The 21,991-nt window shown below is 60.2% G+C and carries 21 protein-coding genes; 12 read left to right on the top strand and 9 right to left on the bottom strand.

Going from position 1 to position 21,991, the window contains the following annotated elements:
• Positions 1-21: 21 nt before the first annotated feature.
• From HB376_RS04620 to HB376_RS04635, 4 genes are all read left to right on the top strand, one after another.
• Positions 22-924 (top strand): ABC transporter permease subunit, encoded by a 903-nt coding sequence (locus HB376_RS04620; protein WP_213762229.1) that lies wholly within the window; start codon positions 22-24, stop codon positions 922-924.
• Between the two features lie 5 nt (positions 925-929).
• Positions 930-1,928, top strand: coding sequence for an oligopeptide/dipeptide ABC transporter ATP-binding protein (locus tag HB376_RS04625; RefSeq protein ID WP_213762230.1), 999 nt, complete (start codon positions 930-932; stop codon positions 1,926-1,928).
• A complete protein-coding gene (gene oppF / locus HB376_RS04630; RefSeq protein WP_213762231.1) occupies positions 1,921-2,904 on the top strand; it encodes a murein tripeptide/oligopeptide ABC transporter ATP binding protein OppF in 984 nt (327 codons plus the stop codon). The genes HB376_RS04625 and oppF overlap by 8 nt, the downstream gene beginning before the upstream one ends.
• A gap of 287 nt (positions 2,905-3,191) precedes the next feature.
• Positions 3,192-4,598, top strand: a complete 1,407-nt coding sequence (locus tag HB376_RS04635; RefSeq protein WP_213762232.1) for an OprD family outer membrane porin — start codon at positions 3,192-3,194, stop codon at positions 4,596-4,598.
• Between the two features lie 1,453 nt (positions 4,599-6,051).
• Here the strand turns inward: HB376_RS04635 and HB376_RS04640 are convergent.
• The 5 genes from HB376_RS04640 to HB376_RS04660 form a co-directional block, all read right to left on the bottom strand.
• Positions 6,052-6,951 carry an ABC transporter permease gene (locus tag HB376_RS04640; protein WP_213762233.1) on the bottom strand — a complete coding sequence of 300 codons (900 nt, stop codon included), beginning with the start codon at positions 6,949-6,951 and terminating at the stop codon, positions 6,052-6,054.
• Positions 6,948-7,778 carry an ABC transporter ATP-binding protein gene (locus tag HB376_RS04645; protein WP_213762234.1) on the bottom strand — a complete coding sequence of 277 codons (831 nt, stop codon included), beginning with the start codon at positions 7,776-7,778 and terminating at the stop codon, positions 6,948-6,950. The genes HB376_RS04640 and HB376_RS04645 overlap by 4 nt, the downstream gene beginning before the upstream one ends.
• A gap of 202 nt (positions 7,779-7,980) precedes the next feature.
• Positions 7,981-9,054, bottom strand: a complete 1,074-nt coding sequence (locus HB376_RS04650; protein WP_213762235.1) for an ABC transporter substrate-binding protein — start codon at positions 9,052-9,054, stop codon at positions 7,981-7,983.
• 55 nt (positions 9,055-9,109) lie between these two features.
• A complete protein-coding gene (locus HB376_RS04655) occupies positions 9,110-9,985 on the bottom strand; it encodes a TauD/TfdA family dioxygenase (protein WP_346730438.1) in 876 nt (291 codons plus the stop codon).
• Positions 9,986-10,209: 224 nt separating this feature from the next.
• Positions 10,210-10,896 carry an HD domain-containing protein gene (locus tag HB376_RS04660; protein ID WP_213762236.1) on the bottom strand — a complete coding sequence of 229 codons (687 nt, stop codon included), beginning with the start codon at positions 10,894-10,896 and terminating at the stop codon, positions 10,210-10,212.
• Positions 10,897-11,005: 109 nt separating this feature from the next.
• On the opposite strand from HB376_RS04660, the gene HB376_RS04665 reads away from it, so the two are divergent.
• The 3 genes from HB376_RS04665 (at position 11,006) to HB376_RS04675 (ending at position 13,099) form a co-directional block, all read left to right on the top strand.
• Positions 11,006-11,173, top strand: a complete 168-nt coding sequence (locus HB376_RS04665) for a hypothetical protein (RefSeq protein ID WP_213762237.1) — start codon at positions 11,006-11,008, stop codon at positions 11,171-11,173.
• Positions 11,174-11,318: 145 nt separating this feature from the next.
• Entirely contained in the window at positions 11,319-12,290 is a 972-nt protein-coding gene (locus HB376_RS04670) for a GlxA family transcriptional regulator (RefSeq protein ID WP_213762238.1), read from the top strand.
• A 368-nt stretch (positions 12,291-12,658) separates the two neighbouring features.
• Positions 12,659-13,099, top strand: coding sequence for a hypothetical protein (locus HB376_RS04675; protein WP_213762239.1), 441 nt, complete (start codon positions 12,659-12,661; stop codon positions 13,097-13,099).
• 18 nt (positions 13,100-13,117) lie between these two features.
• On the opposite strand, the gene HB376_RS04680 is transcribed toward HB376_RS04675, so the two are convergent.
• From HB376_RS04680 to HB376_RS04695, 4 genes are read right to left on the bottom strand one after another with little or no spacing between them, the layout of a single operon-like run.
• Positions 13,118-13,885, bottom strand: coding sequence for an amino acid ABC transporter ATP-binding protein (locus tag HB376_RS04680; RefSeq protein ID WP_218627161.1), 768 nt, complete (start codon positions 13,883-13,885; stop codon positions 13,118-13,120).
• A gap of 26 nt (positions 13,886-13,911) precedes the next feature.
• On the bottom strand, positions 13,912-14,577 hold the full coding sequence (locus HB376_RS04685; protein ID WP_213762241.1) for an amino acid ABC transporter permease: 666 nt from the start codon (positions 14,575-14,577) through the stop codon (positions 13,912-13,914).
• Positions 14,578-14,603: 26 nt separating this feature from the next.
• Positions 14,604-15,350, bottom strand: a complete 747-nt coding sequence (locus HB376_RS04690) for a transporter substrate-binding domain-containing protein (RefSeq protein ID WP_213762242.1) — start codon at positions 15,348-15,350, stop codon at positions 14,604-14,606.
• 49 nt (positions 15,351-15,399) lie between these two features.
• Positions 15,400-16,140: an IclR family transcriptional regulator gene (locus tag HB376_RS04695; protein WP_213762243.1), complete on the bottom strand. Its 741-nt coding sequence runs from the start codon at positions 16,138-16,140 to the stop codon at positions 15,400-15,402.
• A 208-nt stretch (positions 16,141-16,348) separates the two neighbouring features.
• On the opposite strand from HB376_RS04695, the gene HB376_RS04700 reads away from it, so the two are divergent.
• From HB376_RS04700 to HB376_RS04720, 5 genes are all read left to right on the top strand, one after another.
• On the top strand, positions 16,349-17,245 hold the full coding sequence (locus tag HB376_RS04700; RefSeq protein ID WP_213762299.1) for a LysR family transcriptional regulator: 897 nt from the start codon (positions 16,349-16,351) through the stop codon (positions 17,243-17,245).
• A gap of 125 nt (positions 17,246-17,370) precedes the next feature.
• The gene (locus HB376_RS04705; RefSeq protein ID WP_213762244.1) at positions 17,371-17,793 is read left to right on the top strand and encodes a MarR family winged helix-turn-helix transcriptional regulator; all 423 of its coding nucleotides are present in this window, start codon (positions 17,371-17,373) and stop codon (positions 17,791-17,793) included.
• A gap of 61 nt (positions 17,794-17,854) precedes the next feature.
• Positions 17,855-18,955 carry an HlyD family secretion protein gene (locus HB376_RS04710; RefSeq protein WP_255631154.1) on the top strand — a complete coding sequence of 367 codons (1,101 nt, stop codon included), beginning with the start codon at positions 17,855-17,857 and terminating at the stop codon, positions 18,953-18,955.
• Positions 18,952-20,526 (top strand): DHA2 family efflux MFS transporter permease subunit, encoded by a 1,575-nt coding sequence (locus HB376_RS04715; RefSeq protein ID WP_213762245.1) that lies wholly within the window; start codon positions 18,952-18,954, stop codon positions 20,524-20,526. The genes HB376_RS04710 and HB376_RS04715 overlap by 4 nt, the downstream gene beginning before the upstream one ends.
• A gap of 8 nt (positions 20,527-20,534) precedes the next feature.
• Positions 20,535-21,938, top strand: coding sequence for an efflux transporter outer membrane subunit (locus tag HB376_RS04720; protein WP_213762246.1), 1,404 nt, complete (start codon positions 20,535-20,537; stop codon positions 21,936-21,938).
• Positions 21,939-21,991: the final 53 nt, after the last annotated feature.

The following is a 21,991-nucleotide window of genomic DNA, read 5'->3' on the forward strand; positions in this document are numbered from 1 at the left end:
TCAACCAGCATGAGGTCCGCAATGAAACAAGGAACGCTCGTCCCCGCGCTCGAGAGCGTGCTGGCCGTGCCGGTGGAAGGCCGCAGTCCGTGGCAGGACGCCCGTATGCGCTTCGCGCGCAACAAGGCCGCCGTGGCCAGTCTCGTGATCCTGCTGCTGATCACGCTGGCCTGTGCGATCGGCCCCATGCTGCTGCCGAACGCCTTCGATTCCACCGACTGGAACATGATGAGTTCCACGCCGACGTTTGCAAACTGGCATCTGTTCGGCACGGACGATACCGGCCGCGACCTGCTCGTGCGCTGCCTGGTGGGTGGCCGCGTCTCGCTGCTGATCGGCGCGCTCGCGACGCTGACGTCGGTCACGCTCGGGATTGTGTGGGGCGCTATCGCTGGCTTCGTAGGCGGGCGCGTGGACAACGCGATGATGCGCATTGTCGACATGATGTACGCGATCCCGTACCTGCTCATCGCCATCCTGATGGTCACGCTGCTCGGCCGCGAGTTCTACCTCGTGGTGCTTACCATTACAGTGTTCTCATGGATGGATATGGCGCGCGTCGTTCGTGGCCAGACGCTGGCAATCCGTTCGAAGGAATACATTGAAGCAGCGCGCGCTATTGGCGTTTCGACCAGCGGCATCATCCTGCGTCACATCGTGCCGAACCTGCTTGGCATTGTGGCTATTTACACAACGGTTACAGTTCCTGGCGTTATTCTTACGGAGTCCGTGCTATCGTTTCTTGGACTCGGCGTTCAGGAGCCCATGACCAGTTGGGGCGTGCTGATCCAGGATGGCGTTGGTGTGATGGAAACAGCGCCCTGGATTCTCCTGTTCCCGGCGGCGTTGTTGTCGGTGACGCTGTATTGCATCAACTTTGTTGGCGACGGTCTGCGCGACGCGCTCGACCCGAAGGATCGGTAAGCACCATGTCACTGCTCAAGGTAAGTAATCTGGAAGTCGCCTTCGACTCGCCCGACGCCGTGGTCCGCGCTGTCAACGGCGTGAGTTTCGACCTGGAAGAAGGCAGTACGCTGGGCATCGTCGGTGAATCGGGGTCGGGCAAGAGCCAGAGCGTCCTCGCCATGCTCGGACTGCTCGCGACCAACGGGCGCGCAAAGGGAAGTGCGATCTATCAGGGTGAGAACCTGTTGACCATGCCGGCGAAGAAGCTGAACCGTATTCGCGGCAATCGCCTTTCCATGATCTTCCAGGACCCCATGACGTCATTGAATCCGTATCTGACGATCGAACGCCAGATGACGGAAGTGCTTGAACTGCACAAGAACATGACGCGCCGCGCTGCGAAGAAACGCTCGATCGAGATGCTGGAAGCGGTGCGTATTCCCGAAGCCGCACATCGTATCGATCAATACCCGCATGAACTGTCCGGCGGCATGCGCCAGCGCGTGATGATCGCCATGGCGTTGCTGTGCGAGCCGCAAGTGCTGTTCGCCGATGAACCCACCACCGCGCTCGACGTCACGGTCCAGGCGCAGATACTTCAACTCCTGCGCAACCTGCAACACGACTTCGGCACGGCGATCGTGCTGATTACGCATGATCTCGGTGTGGTCGCCGGCCTGTGCGAGCAAGTGATGGTGATGTACGGCGGCCGCGTGATGGAACAGTGCAACGCGGACAACCTGTTCGCTCGTCCTTCGCATCCCTACACAATCGGTTTGCTGCGCGCATTGCCGCGGCTCGATCAGAGCGACGCGCCACTTGTTGGTATCCCCGGCAATCCGCCGAACATGGCGCATCCGCCGTCGGGTTGTCCGTTCCAGGAGCGCTGCATAGATGCGAGCCAGCGTTGCGCTGAAGCGGTCCCGCCGCTCGAATCGTTTGGCGGTGACACCACCTGGCTGCGAGCCTGCAATCGCCCGGTCGAGCAGATGAAGTCGTTGCACGAGGTGGCCCATGTCTGAGCAAACCATTCTGTCCGTCCGCGACGTCCAGGTTCATTTCAGCGTCAAGGCGAAGAGCAAGTTGCCGTGGGCACCATCGCGCACGCTGAAGGCCGTGGACGGGGTGAGTTTCGATCTGAAGGCCGGCGAGACGCTTGGCGTGGTGGGTGAATCGGGTTGCGGCAAGTCGACCTTGTCGCGTGCCATCCTCAATCTCATTCCCGCCACGCATGGCGAAATCGTGTGGATGGGCAAGGATCTCAGCGGCGCCACGGCGAAACAGTGGCACGGTGTGCGGCGCGACATCCAGATGATTTTCCAGGACCCGCTGGCTTCGCTCGATCCGCGCATGACCGTGGGGCAGATCATCGCGGAACCTTTGCGTGAACATCGGCCGGGCATGTCGAAGGACGAAATGAACCAGCGGGTGCGGGCGATGATGGCGAAGGTCGGTTTGCGCGAGCAGATGATCAACCGCTACGCGCACGAATTTTCAGGCGGCCAATGCCAGCGGATCGGGATTGCGCGTGCGTTGATCGTGGAGCCGAAGCTGATTGTCTGCGACGAACCCGTCTCGGCCCTCGACGTTTCGATCCAGGCGCAGATCGTCAACCTGCTCAAATCCTTGCAGCAGGAAATGAAGCTCGCGCTGATCTTCATCGCGCACGATCTGGCCGTGGTCAAACACATCTCGGATCGCGTAATGGTCATGTATCTCGGCCACGTCATGGAGCTCGCCGATAAACGTTCGCTTTACGCGCGTCCTCGGCATCCTTACACGCGCGCGTTGCTTTCCGCGGTACCGGTGCCAAATCCGGCCATCGAACGGACGAAGGTCGTGCAGATCCTCTCCAGCGATATTCCCAGTCCGATCAATCCCCCAACGGGTTGTGTCTTTCATACCCGTTGCCCCATAGCGGAGGCGCGTTGTTCTGTTGAAGTGCCGCCGCTGCGCACGCTTGAACATGGAGTCGCGGCAGCCTGCTTACTCGCCTGATGATTGGCGTGGTTATTGGCGTGATTAATCGCTTGATTTAACGGTCGTTTCGACACTCCCCGGCCAAACCTGATGGTCCCCGTTCTTGACGGGGGCCGGGGAGTCGTTCGCCCGATCGTGAAGTTTTCGTAGTCCCGGTAGTTCCTGTAGTTCCTGTAGTTCCTGCTGTCACAACCCTCCGGTGAGTCGTTCCGAGCCCGGCGTGAGCTTTTTCGCTCGCGCTGAAATTATATGAGAACGGCCATCGGCCTATTTACTCGCTGCCGTTAGAATTAAAAGACAAGCACATGAAACAACAAAAGCGTTCACTCGCTCTATCTCTAATTGTTTTCACTGGTTTGATGAACCCGGCCATTTCTGCTTTTGCAGACGATGATGATGTTGAAACACGTCATACTGAGGCACCTCCGAGTTCGCCGCCAAATTCCGAGGCGAATGCGCCGATCAGTAATCAGGCGAAGTCCCAGGGGTTTATCGAAGATTCACATTTTAACCTTCTGTTTCGCAACTATACTGAACACTTCGAATCAGAGGGTATCAAGAAGAAGGACGCTTCGGTTCTTGCCAATCAGGCGGTATTTGAATCCGGGTATACGCGGGGATTATTCGGTGTCGGTTTTGACGCGTCGTTGTTCAGCGCGTTCAAGCTGAATGGCGGTCAAGGCGCCGGTAACCGTGTGCATTTGAATCACGACGGGCAAAGCGGGCAGAATCAGCTTGCCTGGACCTACCCGGGCGTGTGGGACGTGAAAGCGCGAGTATCGAATACGGTTGTTAAATATGGTCAACAGTTATTCGATAGCCCCTTTCTCGTTCCTCACGATAACCGCGGATTGCCGCCAACCTACCGTGGCGTTTCCCTCGCGAGCGATGAGATCAAGAACCTGACGCTGAAGGCGGGGAGTGTGGACGCGGTGCTGGCACGCGGTCAGACCAGCGTCTCGTCGTTGTCGACCGAGTATGGTGGAACGCACTTCAGCCGCTTCACGTTTGCGGGCGGTGACTATACGCCTAACGACGATACAGCCGTGTCGTTATATGGAAGTCGTGCTGAAAATGTGTGGGATCAATATTATCTGTCGCTCTCGCGCAGTATTGGGGATCCGTCCCAGATCCGCTGGACGGGCGGCCTGACTTATTACTACACCCATGACGTTGGGCAGAGTCGCGAAGGCTCCATCAATAACCACGCGTATAGCTTGCTGCTCTCGGGTACGCATAACGCGCACACGGTAGCGGTGGGATTCCAGCAGATCGCGAGCAATCAGTTCTTCGATTATGTCGGCCAGTCCGCGGGCGATTATCTGGCGAATTCGTTGGACGTCGACTACAACGCGCCGCATGAAAAATCATTGCAACTCAGTTACACGGTCAACATGAGTGGGTATGGTGTTCCGGGTTTGAAAATGACGTTGTGGAGCGCGTATGGTTGGGGTGCGGATGCTTCGGACATGGCGAATCGGTACGCTGATTCTTCAAACGCCTTGCATGATCTATACTGGAAGAATGGCGAGCCGGTTCATGGCACCCATTACGAGTTTGGCTTTATTCCTTCCTATACGTTTGGCTCTGGAACGCTGAAGGGAACCACTGCAAAGTTCTATTACATGCATCACCACGGCAGCACGTACTATTCGGATTCCAGTAGCGACGTTTATCGGTTGATGGTGAACGTTCCGGTTAATGTTTTTTGAAGCGTGTTTTGAAGGTTTTTTAAAAAATCGACGGTCATTGGATGGCCAAAAGGATGCGGTGAGTGGCGTGATGGGCGCGGCTCCACGGCATGCAACCCAGTCGATAAAGCGTGGATTTTCAACCGCGCGTTCAACCCGCCAGGTTTGCCCCCCGGCGGGTTTTTTGGGGCCTGGCGCTAAGAGGTTATTGCGGAATTGGTTTTCGTTCGCACTGGGGGGATGAGGTCCGCTGGCGTTTGGTGGTCAGGGGTTAGGGGTCAGGGGTCAATGCCGGGGTGGTCGGTTCTGGGGTTAGCGGTCGGAGTCTATGCCGGGTTGGTGCTTTCGGCCGTGGTGGTCTGCGAGAGTCGGATTTTCTCTTTATCACTATTAGCCACTGTGCGTGGCGGCACGTCATTTCTTTGTCCAAAGCGACAAAGAAACGAAGCAAAGAAAACGCTTTTAAAACACGCTACCCTAAGTGTCCACAGCGTGCAGTTTCTATTCATAGGTGCCCCAAAAGCACGGTGCTCGCCAGAGCCACGGATAGTTGAAACCCTCCTTCTCCGAACACGGATACCCACACGCTTCGCCACCAGTGATTGAACCTGCCAAGGGGCACCCCGCGCTATCCGCGGACGACCTCCCTCCAAATGTGTATGCACCTCGAATCACGCCGCCAACTACCAAATAATAAAGCCCCAAAGTATGTAAGGCCGTACCCGACGAAAATAACGGTGTAGGCCGCGTAGCCAATTCACCAAAGACTGAGGGAGTAAATACGCGTCACGTCGAGCGGCTGTGGATCAAGCTGTGACCACGAGAAAAGCGAGCCGACCAAGCAGCCACCCCCAAAGACGCGTGAGGCCATACCGGTTCTTAGACCACTACACACACGTGCTTGCCCGAGAGCACTGGTGGCGAAGCGTGTTCGTGTCAGGATTCGCGAGAAGGAGGGGTTCACACATCCTTCGCTCTGGCGAGCACCGTGCTTTTGGGGCACCTATGAATGAAAACTGCACGCTGTGGACACTTAGGGTAGCGTGGTTAAAGCGTTTTCTTTGCTTCGTTTCTTTGTCGCTTTGGACAAAGAAATGACGTGCCGCCACGCACAGTGGCTAATAGTGATAAAGAGAAAATCCAACTCTCGCAGACCACTAACGCTGAAAGCACCAACCCGGCATTGACCCCGACCACTAACCCCGGAACCGACCACCCCGGCATTGACCCCGACCACTAACCCCAGAACCGACCGCCCCGGCATTGACCCCAACCACTAACCCCAGAACCGACCACCCCGGCATAGACTCCAACCGCCACCGCAAGATCCTGGCAACTCGGCCCTGACCTCAACCACCAACTCCAACGACCAAAGCACCGCCCTAAGCCGCACCAGTAAACCCAAACCAAAACCAAAACCCAACCCCCGAGCAGTGCGAACGAAACCTAATTTCGCAACAACTTCCAAAACCCTCTAACGCTGCACGCCCCAACGACGCACGGTGAGCCGTTCGAACGTATCGAATACCAGATGCTCGACGATCAGACCGATCACGATCACCGCCGCCAACCCTGCGAATACCTTGTCGGTATACAGCTCGTTACGATTCTGAAAGATGTACCAGCCGAGCCCGCCATTCCCGGAACTGGCGCCGAACACCAGTTCCGCTGCGATCAGCGTTCGCCATGCAAACGCCCACCCCACACGGAGCCCGGCCAGGATCGAAGGCAAGGCGGCGGGGACCAGAATCAGCAGCACATGCCGAAGCCCCTTCAGCCCGTAATTTCGGCCGGTCATGCGCAGCGTTTCCGGCACGGATTGAAAGCCGGAGTAGGTGTTCAACGCGAGCGGCCACAACACCGAATGCACAAGCACGAACAACAGGCTTCCCGTCCCCAGGCCGAACCACAGCAACGCGAGCGGTAACAGCGCGATGGATGGCAAAGGATTGAACATGGCGGTCAGCATGGACAGCAGATCGCGGCCAAAGCGCGTAGACACGGCAAGCGATGTCAGCACGAACGCCAGCGCCACGCCGAGCAGATAACCTCTCAACAGCACGGACAGGGAGATCGCCGTTTTAGCGATCAGTTCGCCCGACCAGATGCCTTGTACGAAGGCCGTCAATGTATCGGTGAAGGTGGGCAGCAGCAGGTCGTTGCCAACCGCTCGCGCTGCCGCTTCCCATATCCCGATCAGCACCAGAGCGATCAACGCCTTGCGTAACCACGTCTGATTCGAAAGCCGCTTGCCGAACGGTAACGGTACTTCTACGGCGACATCCTTTAGCGGTTCGGGAATCCGTTCGTATTCTTCGCGAACCGGTGGCACGAGCGCGGCAGGTTCCAACGAGGGGATGGTGGGCGTGCTCATTGAACGGCCCCCGTGTCTTCAAACAGCAACCGATGAATGCGCGCAACGCTTTGCTGAAAGTCGGTGCGCCCCGAGCTGTCCTTGTTGAACTGGTGGCTGTTCAATTCGGCGCGAACCCGGCCAGGATGCGGTGTCAGCAGCAAGATGCGGTTGCCGACAATCAGCGCCTCCTCGATCGAATGCGTGACGAACAGCAGCGTGAAACTCGCCTCTTCCCACAAGCGCAGCAGCTCCTCCTGCATCTTGCGGCGCGTGAGGGCGTCGAGCGCGGCGAACGGTTCGTCCATTAGCAACACGCGGGGTTGCATCGCCAGTGCGCGAGCGATCGCCACGCGCTGTTTCATGCCGCCGGAAAGCGTGTGCGGGTAGGCATCGGCGAAAGCAGAGAGGCCGACCTTATCGAGGAAATACAGCGCTTGTTCGCGCGCTTCCGCGCGGCTCAGCTTCTTGCCTACGCGCAACGGAAACGCCACGTTTTGGAGCACGGTTTTCCACGGCGGCAACTGATCAAATTCCTGGAACACGACAATGCGATCCGTACCGGGACCTCGCACGGGTTTATCGTCGATCCGGATCGTTCCCGCGGTCGGTTCAATGAAGCCAGCGACCGCTTTAAGCAGCGTTGACTTGCCGCAACCGGATGGTCCGAGCAGCACGAAACGGTCGCCGCCATACACGTCGAAGCTGACCTCGTGCGTCGCGCGCACGATGCGCTCGCGGGTGCGGTACTCGAGGCTGACTTTATCGACGGTGAGAAGCCTGGCGCTCGTCGCGGGAGAATCACTGTGCCCGGGCGGCGGATAAAGAACGGTAGGATTGGCGGCCATGGCTGTGCGTATATGCATAAAACACGACCTTAGCGGCGCGTCGCGCGCGCGTGAACCAATCATTGCGCATATTCAAAACACGCCGACGCATAAGCGACGGTTTTGCCGTTCCAGTGCCGTAATCGTACGTTCAGGCGATGATCGAAAAAACGCCCGCTGGCGCTGCGGGCGTTGTTAAAACGGGGCCATGCGGCAGGCAGGTTCAGCTTCCGTTGCCGAGCGCCGGATCGGCGAAGAAATAGTCTTGCCATGACTTTGGCTCGTTCTTGATCGCGCCGACCCGGTACATGAACTGGGCGAGCCCAAGCGTATTTTGCGGCGTGATCTTGAACTGCGTGTCCGGGTTCTTGATGATCCCGATCAGCAGCTTGCGATCAATCCTGGCATTGTTCACGCGGATATAGGTATCCGCAGCCGCTTCCGGATTCGCCGAGACGAAACGCGCGGCATCCGCGAGCGCGGCGATGAATGCGCGATACGTCTTAGGATTGTTATCGCGGAATTTTTCGGTCGCGTAGAGCACGGTGGACGAGCCTGGGCCGCCGAGGACATCGTAGGAATTCAACACGATATGCGCTTTCGGATTGCCCGCCAGTTCCTGCTCCTGGAACGGTGGATTGCCAAAGTGCCCGGTGATCTCCGTCCCGCCGGCAATGATCGCCGCGGCGGCATCCGGGTGCGGAAGGGCTTGCGTCAGCTTGTCCAGGCGATCGTAGTCCTTGTCGCCCCAGCGCTTCGCGGCGGCAAACTGCAGCACGCGCGATTGCACGGACACCGATACCGCCGGTACCGCAATGCGGTCCTTTTCCGTGAAATCCGCGATGGTCTTCACGTTCGGATTATTCGATACGAGGTAGTACGGCAGGTTGCCCAGCGAGGCCACGCCCTTTACGTTCTGCTTGCCGTGCGTGCGATCCCAGATCGTCATCAGCGGCCCGATGCCGGCGCCTGCGATATCGATGGAACCGGACAACAGGGCGTCATTGACCGCCGCTCCTCCCGATAACTTCAGCCAGTCCACCTTGATATCGATGCCGGCTTTCTTGCCTTCCTGTTCGATCAGGTTCTGGTCACGCGCCACGTTCAGCAGCAGATACACCACGCCAAACTGTTCCGCGATTCTGATGGTGCCCTCGGCGTGCGCGGGCGTGGCTGCGGCAAGCGACGAGATGGCAACGGATAAGGAAACAAACGCCGCAGTGAGCGAGCGCAGCGACGAACGGGAACCTCCTGGTCCCCGCCGGGAGAGGGACGCAAGCGAGAACGGAAGCGGCATCGAAAGTCCGAAGAAGTGTTTTTAGAATTGAATGTGAAACAGGGCCTAAGGACGCTCAGAACGGCGTATCGCCCTCGATTGTCGTTCGATACATCTTCCGGCGCAGATGGTCAGGCGTGCCCGCTGCGAGATGCATGAGGGAACGGTTGTCCCAGAACACGAGGTCGTGCTCGCGCCATACGTGCCGGTAGATATGCTCGTCGCGCACGCTGTGTTCAAAGAGGGCTTGCAGCAGGTCGCGGCTCTCGTCTTCGGGCAGGCCGATCACGCGCGTGGTGAAATGCTCGCTCACGAACAGCGCCTTGCGGCCGTTTTCCGGATGCGTGCGAATGATCGGATGAACGACCGGTTTTACCTCGGCGATTTGTTCGGCGGAGAGGTTGGGGCGCCACGGGCTGCGCTTTTGCAACTCGGCGTATTTCGCCAGATAGGTGTGCTCGGCAGAGCGCCCCTCAACGGCGTCGCGGAGCGCTTGCGGCAGCGTATCCCATGCCAGATGCATGTTGGCGAACAGCGTGTCGCCGCCTTCCGCAGGCAATTCCTGCGCGTGCAGCAAAGAACCGAGGCTCGGTGTTTCCTTGTACGACAGGTCCGAATGCCAGAAATGCCCGGCATCGCCGAGACCAATCGGCTTACCGTTTTCCATCACGTTGGAGACGATCAGGATCTCCGGGTGGCCGGACAACTGGAACTGATGCAGCACGTGGATTTGCAGCGGACCGAAACGGCGGCTGAAGCTGATTTGCTGGTCGGGCGTAATGCGCTGGTCGCGAAACACGACTACGTGATGATCGAGATGAGCGCGGTGAATGCGCTTGAAATCTTCGTCGGCAAGCGGCTGGCTCAGGTCGAGACCTGTTACTTCAGCACCCAACGGTGAGCTTTCAAACGGCGTGATCTCGATGGTCTGGTGTGGGGATAAGGTCGTCACGCTGGACTCGTTAATTCGGTTAGAAGCGTCAATTCGAGGCGGGAACGCTTGGGGCAACGCGTCGCTGAAGCACCGACAACATACGCCGCAAAAGTCCAAGGTCAGACCCCGAATCTAAAATCCTGTGCGAACAAGGTCAACGAACCAAATCCTATACGCTTATCTGTTTTAACGATAAACGGGCCGCTCCAGTGGAGGAGCGGCGATTCCGCCTCGCCAAACGATCAATGATTATGTGCCGGGTCACTGCAACGAGCGCACCCGGCGGCGCTGTCATTCCACGACGACCCGAGGATCAGGCTGCAGAAATTGAGGCGTTTGTAGGTGGGGTCCTTGAGTGCGAGGACATCGGCCTTCACGTTGCCGAACGTGGTCTCCGGCTTCTTGATCGTGCCGTGAGCGAACGCATCGATGATCCCCTCCTTGAAGTTCACCTCACGCGGATGCACGGAGATGACCTGTTTGCGCTGGGACTCGGTGAACTCGTCGTAAGCGAGTCCGAGCACGTCCATCTCCACGCCCGCCGTGACCAGCGCGACCACCGGCTTCTTGTGCTGCGGAATGCCCGGCGTGGTGTGCAATGCGATTGAATCCCAAACCTGTTCTATGTCGTGTTCGCCAATGCCGTAACCCTTGAGGAAGTCGCGCGCGGCGTTCGCACCGTCCACTTCGAAACGATCATTCGCGCTGCTGTACGCGTCGATCAAGCCCATGTCATGGAACATGGCCCCTATGTAAAGCAGTTCCGCGTCATAGGCCAACTGACGCCGTTCGCCGGTCAACGCGCCAAACAGGAACACGCGGCGCGAGTGGTTATACAGCAGGTCCGGCTCGGTGTCGCGAACGAGTTCGGTCGCCGCGCGCGCCATGGCGCTGTCGGGAATGCGGATGCCGGCGATGGTGGTAGTCATGTTCAATGTTCCTTGAGTGTTGGGCTTCTCCACGATGCCGCGTTCGATGCCGCGAACACCTTGCTAAAATGCGCTGTTCGGAGCGGGTCATCGGGAGAAACGAAAGAGGGTGGACGACGAATTCAGTGTGGCCGCGCGCCGCCACGGCCGCAATGCATTGGGTCCGTCGAAGTCTGCCAACCGCACGGCGTCTGCTGCCAAGCGCGTAAAACGCGTGAAAAAACAGCCCTTTCCGTGGGACTGGAGTAAAGCGCTATGGGACCTGAGTAAGCGCTAAAGCGCCAACTCTGGTCGACACGCTAACTCCGGTCGACCGCAATGAATTGCATGGGACGGGAGTAAGCGCTATGGGACCGGAGTAAGCGCTGAAGCGCTAACTCCGGTCGACACGCTAACTCCCGTCGACAAAGGAGCATGACCTCATGCGTAGCGTCGCTATCGCGATTTTTCCGCAAGTGCAGGCGCTAGATGTAGCGGGTCCACTCGATGTATTCGCCGAGGCGAACGGTTTTGTCGCTGCGGATGCGGGGTACGCGATCACGCTGGTCAGCGCGGACAATGCGCCGGTGCGCGCATCGAATGGCACCCGAATGCTGGCGGACACGACATGCGAGGAGCCGCGGCAGCGCTACGATATCGCCCTCGTGGCGGGTGGTCCCGGGCTGCCCTTCGATCCCCCCGATCCGCGCCTGAGCACGTGGCTGCGCGACGTTGCTTCTCGTTGCGAGCGCTACGGTTCGATCTGCACCGGCGCGTTCGCGCTGGGTCATGCCGGTCTGATCGATGGGCGTCATGTCACAACGCACTGGCAAAATGCGCCGCAACTCGCACGGCAATTTCCGCTGGCCCAGGTTGAGCTCGACCGTATTCATATTCGCGACGGCAACCTGGTGACATCGGCGGGTGTGACGGCGGGGATTGACGTTGCCCTCTCGCTTGTTGCCGAAGATCACGGCTCGCGTATCGCGCTCGCTGTCGCCAAGCGTCTGGTGGTATTTGCGCAGCGCCGCGGCGGCCAGTCGCAATTCAGCCCGTACCTGAGTGCGCCTGCCGACGAAACGTCGCCCGCAGCCAAGGTGCAGGCGTACGTGATGGAGCATATTGGCGAACGCATGACGGTGGAAAAGCTGGCGCAGATCGCGGGGATGAGCGAGCGCAATTTCGCGCGCGCGTTCGTCGAGGCGACCGGGGTGACGCCGCATGATTTCGTGGAGCGCGCGCGTATTGATGCAGCGCGCAACGCGCTGGAAAGCAGCACGACGCCGTTGAAAACGATCGCGTATGAGTGCGGTTTCGGCACGGCGGACCGCATGCGAATTGTGTTCCGGCAACGCTTAGGGGTGTCTCCGAATGATTATCGTCTGAGCTTTCAGAAACTCGGGGCGGACGCTTGAGAATGGCTCACCGGCTCATGCTGCCTAGCCGTCATGTGTTCCTGACACTTCGGCGCGGACGACTTGATGAAGCACACGAACGCACGTCACGCGCAGGGCGATGAGCGGGGTCTGGCGAGGTCAAACCCCGGCCGAGCGTTTCGCGTTCTCGCTTACCGTATGCTGGACCACTTCATGCTCATGCAAGACACGAGCATCCGCGAGTGAGCTGCTGTCTTTTCGACACTCTCTGGACATGTCAAACCGCAACACAATGACCGGGGCCGCCCCGCCTTCCTGTCAATCCGAGAGCGTTTTTCCTCATCTGGCCGACGCCATGGTTCCTTCTCGAATCGCTCGGAGCCGGTCCAATGAATCTGGAGATTTTAATGAAAGATGCTTATGAACGGCGTGCGCTATTGCTGCATCTGGGCGATGTGCTGGAGGCGCTGTCGTGCTTGTCGCGTAGCGACCGGCGCCACGCTACGCTCGGCGACGCGATTGCCCGTGAGGACTCGCTTGCCAGTTTCACATGGCTGGGATATCTCGATGCCGCCCTGACCCCGCAACAGGTGAACGAACGCGCGACCGCGGCATTTTTCCTCTGGCCAAAAACCCTGCTCGATGAAGACCTGAACCGGTCATTGCTGGCGTCGACGGTGCAGCATGATCTCTTTGCCGGCAACGCCCGGGGGTGGGGGCGTTACGTCAAGGAGCGCAGAACCGACGTGGCGTGGTTTGCGGAAGGTTTGCAAGCACCGTCAGACGAAGCCAGACCGGAATCGCGTTTTAGCCGCTGGCCGTGGCCGGCAGAGACCGGGGTATCCTGAGGCCTTAAAGTTTTTTGCTCATGCCGCCTGTTCGCGCGACAAGACCGCCTGCAAAAAACTGCGCGTGCGGGCTTCGCGCGGCGCCCCGAAAATCTGTGCCGGCGGTCCCGCCTCGATCACGCTGCCATGGTCCATCACCACAACCGTGTCAGCCACATCGCGCGCAAAATTCATCTCATGCGTAACGATCAGCATGGTCATGCCTTCGCTCGCGAGAGCCTGCATGACCTGCAGCACTTCACCGACCAGTTCGGGATCGAGCGCGGACGTGGGTTCATCGAAGAGCATCACTTGCGGGCGCATCGCCAGAGCCCGTGCAATCGCCACACGCTGCTTCTGCCCACCGGATAAAGTGCCCGGGTAAACATCTGCCTTATGACCGAGCCCGACCTTCGCCAGCAGGGCGCGCGCCTGGGCGTCGGCTTCCGCCGCGCTCATGCGGGCCAGCGAGCGCGGCGCGAGCGTGACGTTCTGCAGCACGGTCAGATGCGGAAACAGGTTGAACGATTGAAATACCATGCCGACATCCCGGCGGATTCGGTTCAGGCCGTTCTCATCGATCATCCGGCCGTTGTCCACCAGCGCATGGCCACAGATCCGGACCGTGCCTTCTTCGGCCGTTTCCAGCCCGTTCAGGCAGCGCAGGAAGGTGCTCTTGCCCGAGCCGCTCGGCCCGATCACCACAATCACCTGAGACGGCTGCACGTCCATATCGATACCGTTCAGCACGCGGTTGGGTCCGAACGACTTCGCCAGTTGCCTGACTGAAACAATGGGCTCATTCATACTCATATTCACGGCCGTGCTCATGGTCAGACTCTCCCGTCGGCACGCAGCGATTTTTCAGTCTTGCGCAATACCAGCGACGTCGCGCTCGTCAGGATCAGGTAGATGAACGCGATCACTATGTACACCTCCAGCGACCGGTACGACACGCTGATGATCTTCTCGCCTTCGTGCATCAGGTCGTTGATCGTCAGCAGGGAGACCAGCGCCGAGTTCTTGATCAACGCGATGAACTCGTTGCCGAGCGGCGGAATCATGCGTACGAACGCTTGCGGCAAGATCACCTTGCGCATGGCCATTCGATAAGGCATCCCAAGCGATCGCGCGGCCTCCATCTGGCCACGATCCACCGATTGAATCGACCCTCGCACGATCTCCGACACATACGCGCCGCTATAAACGCCGAGTCCGAGCACGCCGCACGCAAACGCGGGCAGCATGATGCCGAACTGCGGCAGGCCGAAGAACAGGATGAAAAGCTGCACGAGCAAGGGCGTGCCGCGTATGAACGTGAGATAGGCGGTGCAGATGCCATAGACCACGCGGCGCTGCGGCGCGAGCCTGCCGATCCCTACCAGCAGGCCGAGCACGCAGCCAAGTACGAGTGAGCAGGCCGTGACTTCGACAGTCGTCGCAGCGCCGGTCGCGAGTGCTTCCCAGCCTGCCCATACGGGTGAAAAATCGAGCGTCATCGGTTACTCCGGTAAGGACCGCCGCGTTACTGCTTGCCGAACCACTTCGTGGTGAGCGCGTCGTAGGTGCCGTTGGCGCGCAATGTCAGCAGCGCCTTGTTCATCTGCGCCGTCAGCGCGGTTTCGTCCTTGCGCAGCGCGAAGCCGTACAGCTCGGTGGTGAGTCCCTTGTCGAGTACACGCACGTTGGGTTGTACCTTCGCGTATTCCACGGCAGCGGGACGCCCGGTGACCGCGGCATCGGCGCGGCCGATGTTCACCAGATCGAACATCTCCTGGTTCTTTTCAACCTCCACCCGCTGTACCTTCGGATAGTTGTCTTTCAGGAAGGCGACCGACTTCGTGCCGACCTGCACGGTCACTTTCTTGCCGTCGAGGTCGGCGGGCGTCTTGATCGACGTGTCGTTCTTGCGCACCAGCACGACGAGGCCGCCCTTGTAGTACGGATCGGTGAAATCGACGACATTGCGGCGCTCGTCCGTCATGTAGATGCCCGACGCGGCGACGTCGAAGCGATTCGCGATCAACCCTGGAATCAGCCCTTTGAAGTCGATGTCCACCCATTGCACTTTCTTGCCCATGGTCTTGGCCATGGCTTCGATCAACTCGATATCGAAGCCCGTGCGCTTGCCGTCCTTGACGAATTCGAGCGGGGGAAAGGTCGCGTCGGTCGCCACGCGGATGGTGTCATCGGCGGCGCGGGCGGCGGGCGCGGCGGCCACACCAACTACAACAGCGAGCGCGAAGGCGGAAAGTGCCTGGATCAGTTTCATGCTGGTTTCCTTGGATAGCGTGGACCACGCAAAGTTGAAAATAAGGGGCTCAAAGCTTGTAGCCGATGCGATCTGCGGCAGCGCGCGTGAGTTGCGCCAGTTCGGCTTCACGTCCCGCAATGCGAGCAACGGGCGCCATCAAGGTGATGGTTCCTTCCAGTCGTCCCGCATCCGATATAAGCGGGGCGCTCACGCCCCATACGCCTATATCGACTTCACTCTCGCTCGTCGCAAATCGCCGGCGGCGAATCTCCTCCAGTTGCACCCGTAGCGCGGCGGCGCTTTCCGCGTCGTCGGGCGCGCTGCCGGCGATCAGGACATCGGCCTTGGCTTCGGGCAGGAACGCGAGCAGTGCTTTCGCCGAGGCGCCGCGTGTCAGCGGATGCGCGCGGCCACGGGCGAACGAGCAGCGCAGCGGCTGGTCGCTTTCAATCATTGAGAGACATACGACGGCGTCGTTGATCGGGACGAGCAAGCCGACACTCTCGCCGGTCCTTTGCACGAGCGCCTGGATCTCATCGCGGCTTTGGGTGACGAGCTGCGCGTTCTGGTCGAACCCCCACGCGAGTTGTACGCTGGACGGACCCGGTTCGAACAGGCCGGAGTTCGCATGCTCCTGCAAGAGTCCCCACTGCTTGAGCGAGCCCAGCAGCCGGTACACAGTGGACAAAGGCGCGCCAATATCCGCGGCGATCTGCTTGGCGCCGATCGGCCGCCCCGCACGTGCGACGCTGGTCAGCGCGTGCAGGACGCGATCGATGACGGAGGAGGATTCGGCCGGATGCTTCATGACGGAAGTTTCACTCGCCAATTCTCAAAAAAAGAAATCAATTCTTATCAGATGAGAAAATGACCCGACGAGGCCAGTTTCCCCTTCGGCGCTGCACGATGATCGGCAAAAAAGTCCGGCTTGCAGGAGAATCCGGGCGTTGTCCAAAGGAATTGCCTGGCTGCAAAGCCGGCTGAAAGCCCCCGCGCTGCACCCCAAGGACCGAGACATGGACTATCTGACAAGCCTCAAAGTGTTCCGCGCGGTCGTGGAGGCGAAGAGTTTCACGCGCGCCGCCGATCTGCTTGGCGTGTCGCCGCCGGTCGTGTCGCGCGCCATCGCCACGCTCGAGCAACGGCTGGGCAACCGGCTCTTTCACCGCACCACACGCCACATCTCTTTGACCGAGACCGCCGAGCAATTCTTCGCGGGCTGTTCACGCGTGCTGGATGAACTCGACGCGCTGGAGGCGCAGGCGTCGGATCGCACCAGTGATCCGACCGGCATGCTGCGACTGGTCGCTCACACGACGGCGACAGTCAACCGGCTGGTCCCGCTGATCGCCACTTTCCGCCGTCGATACCCGCTGATCGGACTCGACGTCACGCTGACCGAGCGTCCCGTGGACCTGGTGGCGGACGGTTATGACCTTGGTGTCGTGCTGCCCTTCATGCTGACCAGCGACACGACCGTCACGCGCCTGCTCGAGCGCATTCCGCTCGTCATTGTGGTGACGCCTGGATATCTGGAAGGCAAGCAGCGGCCGATGCATCCGTCCGCGCTCGCCGGGCTTGAGTTCGTCGCCATGCATGCGTCGATCCGCAAGCCCATGCTGACGTTCCGGCTGGATGGCGGCGAGCAGATCACGGTGCCGCTGAAGGCGGACGTGACGTCGAACAACGCGGTGCTCAACCGCGAACTGGTGCTGGAGGGCTTCGGCCTGGGTGTATTGCCTTCTGCGCTGGTTCGCGACGAACTGGCGTCCGGCAAGCTGGTGTCGTTGCTGGACGACTTCGAGATCGTCGATGGCGCGATCGAGATTCGTCTGGCTTACAGCAGTCGCACATTGCTGCCGGCCAAGGTGCGGGCGTTCATTGAACACGCGGTGGAATTCTTCGAAGCCTGAGCGAAGCGGCCAGGCTTTCATTTTAATTTCACATCAATTTCCTTTCGATTGTTGACGGATTCGTCATCAATTTGATGTGCGCGATAACGATTGACTACGTGCATATGCACACTTAATCTGTGCACATGCACACACGACCTCCCAGACACGACGACTGTTTTGCAGTTCGCCAGGCTGCGCGGCACATCTCGCAGTTGTACGAGCGGCATTTGTCGGCGGTGCAGATCACGCCGACGCAATTCAGCATCGTCTCCGCGCTTGCACGCACGCCGGACATGACGATGGCGGAACTCGCGCAGGCCATGGTGATGGAGCGCACGACGCTGGTCCGGGTGCTGCAGCCGTTGCTGCGCAGCGGGCTTGTCCTGGCGGAGCTGGGCGGACCTTGCCAGCGGCGTTTGCAGTTGACGCTGACCGAAGGCGGACGGACGAAGCTCGCCGACGCGCTGCAGCACTGGCAGGCAGCACAAGAAGAATTCGAGGCAAAGTTCGGGCGCCGGCAGGCGGCACGTCTGCGGCGCGAACTGTTCCGCCTGACCAGCGAGTGAGCCACGCGAGCCATTCGTCACCCCCGCATGAAGAGTTCGACGCAACCAACAGGACCTACCGATGACCACTCCTTCCACGCCGATTATCTCCACCGCCGCGCCCACGGCTGAGCGCGGAGCGCGGCGGCCTTTTCGACTCGGCTGGATGCCGCTCGCGATCATCGTTGTGGTGATCGTGATCGCTGCCGCGGCGACGTACTGGTTCACCGTGTTGCGCTTCGTTCAAAGTACGGACGACGCGTACGTTGGTGGCAACGTGACGGTGATGGCGCCGAAGGTGAACGGCTTCGTTACCGAACTGCTCGTCACCGATAACCAGCGCGTGAAAGCGAACCAGGTGCTGATCCGGCTCGACTCACGGGACTACGACGCGAGGCTTGCACAGGCCAATGCAGACGTGCAGGGCGCGCGTGCTGCAGTCGCGGAACTCGAAGCGAAGCAGCAACTACAGGCCGCCGTGATCAACCAGAGCCAGGCAGAGGTGCGGGCATCGGCGGCGGAAGTTACGCGCAGTGCGTCCGACCAGGTGCGTTACCGGCAACTCGTCAAGGACGAGGCGGTATCGGACCAGGTGGTCGAACGCGCCGACGCGGATTACCTGAAGGCCCGCGCCACGCTCGATAACAGCAACGCAGCGGCGCTTGCCTCGCAACGCCAGCTCGCCGTGCTTGCCGCACAGATAGACGACGCCCGCGCGCGTGTCGCAACCGCTGAAGCGTTGCGGCGCGTAGCGGAACTGAACGTGGAGTACACGACCATCCGCGCGCCTGTCGACGGTTATGTCGGCAACCGGACGGCGCGCGTGGGCATGCTCGCGAACACGGGGGCGTCGCTGCTGACGATCGTGCCCGCCGACGGCTTGTGGATCGATGCGAACTTCAAGGAGGACCAGCTCAAGAAGATGCATGTGGGCGACCGCGTGGACGTTGAACTCGACGCCTCCAGCGGGACCTTTCAAGGTCATGTAGAAAGCCTGGCGCCAGCGACGGGTGCGACGTTCAGCGTACTGCCGCCCGAGAACGCGACCGGCAACTTCACGAAGATCGTGCAGCGCGTCCCGGTGCGGATTCGCCTCGACGTACCGAAGGACATGCAGAACGTGTTGCGCGCCGGTCTTTCGGCGACGGTCAAGGTTCACCTCGACAGCGCGAGCCGTTCATGAGCCCCGCCGTTCCGTTGAACCCCGCCAACCAGCCCACGAGACAGCGCATTTTCGCGTTCGCACTGATGTGCCTGGGCTTCTTCATGGCGACGCTGGACATCCAGATCGTGGCGTCGTCGCTGAAGGAAATCGGCGGCGGTTTGTCGGCGAGCCAGGACGAACTTTCGTGGGTTCAGACCTCGTACCTGATCGCGGAAATCCTGGTGATCCCGATGTCCGGCTGGCTCTCCAAAGTGTTTTCCACGCGCTGGCTGTTCGTGGCTTCCGCGGTCGGTTTCACCGTCACGAGCATGCTGTGCGGCCTCGCATGGGACATCAATTCGATGATCATTTTCCGCGGCCTGCAAGGTGCGCTCGGAGCCGCGATGATCCCGACGGTTTTCACTACGGCATTCGTGCTGTTCCCCGGCAAGCAGCGGCTGATTGCATCGACGACGATCGGCGCGCTCGCTTCTCTCGCCCCGGCGATTGGCCCCGTGATCGGCGGATGGATCACGTCGCAATGGTCGTGGCACTGGCTGTTCTATCTGAACCTCGTGCCGGGACTGATCGTCGCGATCATGGTGCCGAAGTTCGTGCACATCGACGAACCTGATTTGTCGTTATTGAAGAAAGGCGACTACCTGGGCATCGCATTGATGTCGGGTTTTCTCGGCTGCCTTGAATACGTGCTCGAAGAAGGCCCACGCAAGAACTGGTTCGGCGACGATGTGATCATCACCTGCACGTGGATCTCCGCTATCTGTGGCTTCCTGTTTCTTGTGCACGCATTCACTGCGAAAGATCCCGTTGTCGATCTGCGCGCGCTCGCGGTCAGGAACTTTGCAATTGGCTGTTTGCTGTCGTTCGTGACGGGCATCGGCATCTTCGTCGCGGTGTTTCTCACGCCGCTGTTCCTCAGCCGCGTGCGTGAACTGGATTCGCTGCAGATCGGGATTGCGTTGCTGTCGGTAGGTGTTTTTCAGTTGCTTGCGCTCGGCGCCTATGCGTTCGCTTCCCGTCTGATCGACATGCGCTGGTGTCTGCTCTTCGGCCTCGTGTGTTTTGGTCTTGGCTGCTACTTCTACGTGCCGCTTACGAACGACTGGGGCTGGCAGCAACTGCTATTGCCGCAGGCGCTGCGCGGTATTGGCCAGCAGTTCGCGGTGCCGCCTATCGTGACAATGGCGCTGGGCTCGCTGCCGCAATCGCGCCTGAAGTCGGCGAGCGGACTGTTCAACCTGATGCGTAATCTCGGCGGCGCGATTGGCATTGCGGTCAGCGCGACCATGCTCAACGACCGGCTGAATTTTCACTATCTGCGCATCAGCGAGCGCGTCACGACGGGAAGTCCGGAGACGGAAGCGTTCTTGTCGAGGCAATTCACGCACTGGGGATCGGTGGCCGGAGATGCGCTGAACGCGACCAACGCGGGCCTTGCCAACCTGCATGCACTGGTGTTCCGCGAAGCGCTGGTGATGACCTTCTCCGACACCTTCTACGTACTCGCGATGTGCTTCGCGGTCGGCATAGTCAGCGTGATTTTCGTGCGGCCCATTGGCGCCGCGCCGCCTTCTCCTGACGCTCATTGAGGTCGACCATGTATAAGATTTTATTGGCGCTGGCAGCAAGCATGACGCTCGCGGCGTGCGCCGTGCAACCCGCGAGCCATGCGGATTTACCGTCGACCGTACAGTCGATAGCGCCCGCTAACTGGAGCGCCGACGCGCCGCAAGACAACCTGGATGCCACCGCGTGGTGGCAGCAATTCGGCGACCCGGTGTTGCATGAACTGGTGAGCTCGGTGCTGAGCCAGAACCTGGATGTTCAAGCAGCACTGGAGCGGGTGAAGCAGGCGCAGGCCGTGACCACGCAGCGTCGTGCTGCGCTTCTTCCGGAGCTTGACGCGACCGGCACCGCTGCTGATGCACGCCAGAACGCGCCGCCGCCGCTGGGCTATGTTCGTCAGGCGGGCTTCGGTGTAACACTCGGCTGGACGCCCGACGTATTCGGCGGCGAGCGCCTTGAGTTGCTGGCGGCACAAGCGCAATTGACCGGCCGTCAACATGATGTCGATGCGCTTCGTCTCGCGCTAGCGGCAAATACGGCATCGGCGTATGTGGATCTGCGCTGGGCGCAAAGCGAGCAAAAGATCCTGCAGGACAATATCGCGATCCGGGAACGTGCGCTGCGCCTGACGCAAGAACGCATGCAATACGGGCTCTCGCCGCGCCTTGACGTCACGCGCGCGCAGAACCAGTTGAGCGAGTTGCAGGCGCGTCTGCCGCGTGCCGACGCCACCATTCAGCATCAGCTAAGTTTAATCGCGGTGTACTCGGGTCGCACGCCGGAATCCGTGGATGCGTTAGTGCTCGCGACGCCGGGGACCATTCCGACACCGTCGAACGCGGTGCCCCAGATGCTGCCCTCGGAAGCGCTGCTGCGTCGTCCCGATGTCCGCAGTGCCTACGCCGAGCTCACGCAACGCGCGGCGGAAGTGGGCGTTGCGCAAGCGGACCGCTATCCGAAGTTCTCGCTGCAACTGACCGACGGTTTGCTGGCGTCGTCGTATCTTGGCTTGCCCACGCTCACCGACAACCTCTTCAGCGCAGCGCTCAATGCGACCAGTCCTATCTTCAATGCGGGACGCATCACGGCTGGCATCGAGCAGAGCCAAAGCCGCATGCGTGAGTCCGATCTGCGTCTCCGGCAGACCATGCTGCAAGCGTTGAAAGACGTGGAGGACACGCGAACCGATCTTGTCGGCACGTCGGAACAGGCCGACCGCCTGAAGGAAGCATTGCAATCCTCCGACCAGTCGCTGCGCCTGTCCACTCAACTTTATAAGGGCGGTGCGAGCGGTTTCCTCGATGTACTCGCGGCACAGGAAGCGTATCTGCAGGACTCGGATGCGCTGAACCAGGCGAGGCGTGAACACGCGCTGGCAGCGGTCGCGTTGTACCGTTCGCTCGGCGGCGGCTGGAGCGAAGCCAGGCAAGAGTGACGAAGCAGGAGTAATGCGTAGTGCATGCCTCGGGTAACATCGGACATCTTTTG

The sequence above is a fragment of the Caballeronia sp. dw_19 genome (assembly GCF_018449515.1).
Classification (GTDB): Bacteria; Pseudomonadota; Gammaproteobacteria; order Burkholderiales; family Burkholderiaceae; genus Caballeronia.